The organism is Microbacterium sp. ISL-103, from assembly GCF_018613995.1.
Classification (GTDB): domain Bacteria; phylum Actinomycetota; class Actinomycetes; order Actinomycetales; family Microbacteriaceae; genus Microbacterium.
The window spans coordinates 1-4,180 of the sequence record NZ_JAGGPD010000389.1 but is presented as its reverse complement, the minus strand read 5'-3'; the positions used below and the strand labels follow the sequence as shown (position 1 = coordinate 4,180).

Genomic DNA, 4,180 nt, shown 5'->3' with positions numbered 1-4,180 from the left:
CGACGAACGGGACCGACTGCAGCAGGTCGCAGAGCAGAAGATGATTGCCGCACAAGAAGCGGCCGACGCCGCACAGGCCGCGCTCGACGAGCAAGCCGCGAACCTCGAGACGATGCAGGCGCAGCTCGCCGCGCTGAAAGACACCACCACGCAGACGGTCGCCGGCTATCAGGCGGGTGTGGCCGCCCGCGAGGCAGAAGAGAGAGCCCGTCGCGAACGCGAAGCCGCCGAAGCCGCAGCCAACGGAGGCGGCAATGGTGGCGGCGGAGGCTCCGCCGGAAGTGGCGGTTGGGTCCGGCCCCACGGAGGCGGCCGCAGCTCAAGCTACGGTCCTCGGACCCCGATCTGTGGCTCGCAGGGCTGCTCCTCGAGCTACCACTACGGCGCGGACATGGCCAACGGCTGCGGTGCCGCGATCTACGCCGCCAACTCCGGAACCGTGGACTACGCCGGCGCCAACGGTAACTACGGCAACTACGTCCGAATCCAACACGGCGGAGGCGTCAGCACCGGCTACGCCCACATCAAACCAGGAGGCATCGTCGTCGGTCGAGGCCAATGGGTCAACTCCGGCCAGGTCATCGCTTACGCAGGTGACACTGGACGCTCCTTCGGCTGCCATCTGCATTTCGAGGTCTATATCAATGGTGGTTACACCAACCCCGTCCGATTCATGGAAGACCGCGGCGTCTATATCTAAAGCTCCGACACGGGATTACGAAGTGGTGCCGTCGACACGAGCAGTCGGGTAGAGAGGGCTGCTCCAGTCGTCACTCGCGACATCCTTGCTAGGGATCTCAAAGAGGGAGGATGACGCTGCCCATCACCGCCGTCAGCCGCGACATGATGTCGGTCCACAGCCCTGTCACCATCAGGAGGCCGAGGACGATCAGCAGTATGCCGCCGCAGACGTTCACCACTCGGATGTGACGACGGAGGAACTCGGCTGTCTTCGCCGCCCAACCGAACCCGAATGCGACCAACAGGAACGGGATGCCGAGGCCGAGCGAATACGCGAGGCCGAGGAAGCCGGCCCGGACAGGGTCGCCAGCATTGAACGAAAGCGCGATGATCGCGGCAAGCGTCGGACCCATGCACGGTGCCCAGCCGATACCGAGTGCCACTCCAAGTAGCGGCGCCCCTGCGATTCCGGCCCGGGAGCCGACGTGGAAGCGAACCTCCCGCTGGGCGAAACTGAACAACCCGAGAAAGACGAGCCCCATCAGGATGATGACGACTCCGAGGATGCGTGTGACTAGGTCGCCCCAGCGTAGGAAGAACACGCCGGCCGTGCCGCCCAGCGCGGTGATGAGAACGAAGACGACGCTGAATCCGAGGATGAACAGCAGTACGCCGACTACGAGCTGACGGCGCTGGGGCGCGACTGCATTCGTCGCGCCACCCTTCGAGCCCGGCGCGACCGCCCCACCAAGGAAGCCGAGGTAGCCGGGGACCAGCGGGAGTACGCAGGGCGACAGGAACGACACGAGACCGGCGAGCATCGCGACGGGGACTGCGAGCCAGAGCGCACCGGACCCGATGATGGTGTCGGCGTTCATGGTGTCTCCGCCAGAGCGTCCTTGACGAGCGTCGAGAGGATCGAGGTGCCGTCGATGGGTCCGATGATGCGGGCGGCGACGCGTCCCTGTTTGTCGAGCACGAGAGTCGTTGGTGTCGCCTGGATCGGCACCACCTCGGAGAAAGCGAGTTTCGCCTCGGCCGTGTTCACGTCGATCAGGCTCGGGTAGGTGATGCCAAACTCGTCGGAGAAAGCCTGGGCAGTGTCAGCCTGGTCGCGGGTATTGATGCCGATGAAAGCTACATCCTCGCCGCCGTACTCGCGCCAGACGCTCTCGAGATCCTTCGCCTCCACGCGGCACGGCGCGCACCCCGCGTACCAGAAGTTGACCACCGTGACCTTGCCGGCGTTGTCGGCACTGTCGAAATCATCGCCAGTTTCAGTAACGCCGCTGAAGACGACTGGTTCGCTCCGCTCGGCCACCGGGATCTCGACAATCGCGCCGTCGGCGGCCACATACCCGGTGTTCTCACCCTTAAGGAAGGAATCGCTGACCGGATCCGGCGCGCACCCGGTCAGCCCGATCACGGACACAGCGAGCATGGCCCCGACCGCGCCACGAACGGCACGAAAGCGGGGTCTTCGACGCATATTTCGAACCTTACACAGATCACCTATGCGTCACCTTTGCCCCGGACACTTCCCGACCGGGAATAGACTCGCATGCATTGTGTTATATACCCCTAGGGGGTATGTTTTTGGGAGTGAACGGCTACGAGAGCAACAAGGCTGATCTGCGTAAGCGGTTGAGCCGGGTAGAGGGTCAGGTGCGAGGTATCGCACGAATGGTTGATGAGGACAAGTACTGCATCGATATCTTGACGCAGGTGTCTGCGGCGACGAAGGCCCTCGAGACGGTGGCGTTGTCGCTACTCAGTGACCATCTCGCTCATTGTGTCGCTCAGGCAAGTGCTGAGGGAGGCGAGGTGGCTGCGGCGAAGGTCCGCGAGGCCAACGAAGCGATCGCTCGTCTCGTCCGTTCATAACTACTACGTCTGTCTACTCGAAGGAGCACATCATGACTGATCGCATCGAACTCGGCTTGAAGGACGCGAATGCGGGGTGCGCATGCTGCGCTGCCCCTTCATCCGTTGACGCATCCGCGCCTGTCGCGGCCCCGGTCTCGGCCGAGATCTTGGTTGCGGGGATGACATGCTCGCATTGCGCCTCCAGCGTCAGCGATGAGCTGAACGCCATCGATGGTGTCGACGGTGTCACGGTCGACCTGAATGCCGGCGGGGCATCCCGCGTGATTGTCCACAGCGCCGCCCCTATCGATCCCACGGCTGTACGGGCTGCGGTTGAAGAGGCCGGCTACACCCTCGCGACCTCCCCGATCTGAGTCGCTATCCGTTTGCGCCCGGCTGATCCGGGTGCATCCGAGCAAGGAGTTTCCGATGAGCCAGCATGACCAGCACCACGAACACACTGCGCATCAGGATCACGGCAGCGTGCCGACAACGGAGCATAACCACACGGCGATGAGCCACGACCACGGTGCTCCCCCAGAGCACGCTGGTCACACGAGCCACGGCGGTCACGGCGGTCACGGCGATCATGTCGGTCAGTTCCGGCGGTTGTTCTGGATCATGCTGGTCCTCGCGGCCCCTGTGGTTGGGTTCTCGATGATGTTCTCGATGCTGCTCGGGTACCCATTGCCCGACGCCGCGTGGGTGGGTTGGGTGTCCCCGGTTCTCGGGACCGTGATGTATGTGTGGGGCGGGGCCCCGTTCCTCACGGGTGCCGTGAGCGAGCTCCGTGCACGCAAGCCCGGGATGATGCTGCTGATCGCCCTTGCGATCACCGTGGCATTCCTGGCGTCCTGGGGTGCGAGCCTCGGCATGCTGCACCACGAGTTGGATTTCTGGTGGGAGCTGGCGCTGCTGATCGTGATCATGCTGCTTGGTCACTGGATCGAGATGCGCTCGCTCGCGCAGACGACATCGGCCTTGGATTCCTTAGCGGCGTTGCTGCCTGACGAGGCAGAAAAGGTCGACGGCGATACGACCGTAACGGTCGCGCCCTCGGACTTGCAGGTAGGCGGTGTCGTGGTCGTGCGTCCGGGCGGGCGGGTCCCCGCCGATGGGCGCATCGTTCAGGGATCGGCCAGCATGGACGAGTCGATGATCACCGGCGAGTCCCGGCCCGTGCGGCGCAGCGATGGCGACCCGGTCATCGCCGGCACCGTCGCAACCGATTCCGGCGTGCGGGTCGAGATCACCGCCATCGGCGAAGACACCGCTCTCGCGGGGATCCAGAAACTCGTCACGGAAGCGCAGAGTTCCTCGTCGCGGGCGCAGCGACTCGCGGATAAGGCGGCGGGGTGGCTGTTCTGGTTCGCGCTCGGCGCTGCCGCGATCACCGCGATTGTCTGGACTCTCGTCGGGCAGCCCGACGCGGCGGTGATCCGCACGATCACGGTGCTGGTGATCGCCTGCCCGCATGCTCTGGGTCTCGCGATCCCGCTTGTCGTGTCGATCGCGACGGAACGGGCTGCCCGTGGGGGCGTGCTGATCAAGGATCGCCTCGCACTGGAAAGCATGCGCACCGTCGACACGGTCCTGTTCGACAAGACGGGTACCCTCACCAAGGGCACCCCCG

At 64.5% G+C, this 4,180-nt stretch carries 6 protein-coding genes; 4 read left to right on the top strand and 2 right to left on the bottom strand.

Annotation, left to right across the window (positions count from 1 at the left end; all coding sequences use genetic code 11):
- Positions 1 to 700: M23 family metallopeptidase (locus tag J7E68_RS14060; RefSeq protein WP_215173567.1), on the top strand; the 700-nt coding region annotated here is incomplete at its 5' end.
- A gap of 97 nt (positions 701 to 797) precedes the next feature.
- Here J7E68_RS14060 and J7E68_RS14055 read toward each other — a convergent pair.
- Together J7E68_RS14055 and J7E68_RS14050 are read right to left on the bottom strand one after the other, a co-directional pair.
- Positions 798 to 1,559 carry a cytochrome c biogenesis CcdA family protein gene (locus J7E68_RS14055; RefSeq protein WP_029264089.1) on the bottom strand — a complete coding sequence of 254 codons (762 nt, stop codon included), beginning with the start codon at positions 1,557 to 1,559 and terminating at the stop codon, positions 798 to 800.
- Positions 1,556 to 2,122 (bottom strand): TlpA disulfide reductase family protein, encoded by a 567-nt coding sequence (locus J7E68_RS14050; protein ID WP_029273828.1) that lies wholly within the window; start codon positions 2,120 to 2,122, stop codon positions 1,556 to 1,558. The genes J7E68_RS14055 and J7E68_RS14050 overlap by 4 nt, the downstream gene beginning before the upstream one ends.
- A 161-nt stretch (positions 2,123 to 2,283) precedes the next feature.
- Here J7E68_RS14050 and J7E68_RS14045 point away from each other — a divergent pair, with 161 nt between their 5' ends.
- From J7E68_RS14045 to J7E68_RS14035, 3 genes are all read left to right on the top strand, one after another.
- Positions 2,284 to 2,565, top strand: a complete 282-nt coding sequence (locus J7E68_RS14045) for a metal-sensitive transcriptional regulator (RefSeq protein WP_026049679.1) — start codon at positions 2,284 to 2,286, stop codon at positions 2,563 to 2,565.
- Positions 2,566 to 2,597: 32 nt separating this feature from the next.
- Positions 2,598 to 2,921, top strand: a complete 324-nt coding sequence (locus J7E68_RS14040) for a heavy-metal-associated domain-containing protein (RefSeq protein WP_017201932.1) — start codon at positions 2,598 to 2,600, stop codon at positions 2,919 to 2,921.
- Between the two features lie 55 nt (positions 2,922 to 2,976).
- A partial coding sequence (locus J7E68_RS14035) for an HAD-IC family P-type ATPase (protein ID WP_396652508.1) occupies positions 2,977 to 4,180 on the top strand: 1,204 nt, incomplete at its 3' end.

Coding starts and splice junctions, on each gene's coding strand:
- J7E68_RS14055 (WP_029264089.1), bottom strand. CDS start 1,559: ATGAACGCCGACACCATCATCGGGTCCGGTGCGCTCTGGCTCGCAGTC.
- J7E68_RS14050 (WP_029273828.1), bottom strand. CDS start 2,122: ATGCTCGCTGTGTCCGTGATCGGGCTGACCGGGTGCGCGCCGGATCCG.
- J7E68_RS14040 (WP_017201932.1), top strand. CDS start 2,598: ATGACTGATCGCATCGAACTCGGCTTGAAGGACGCGAATGCGGGGTGC.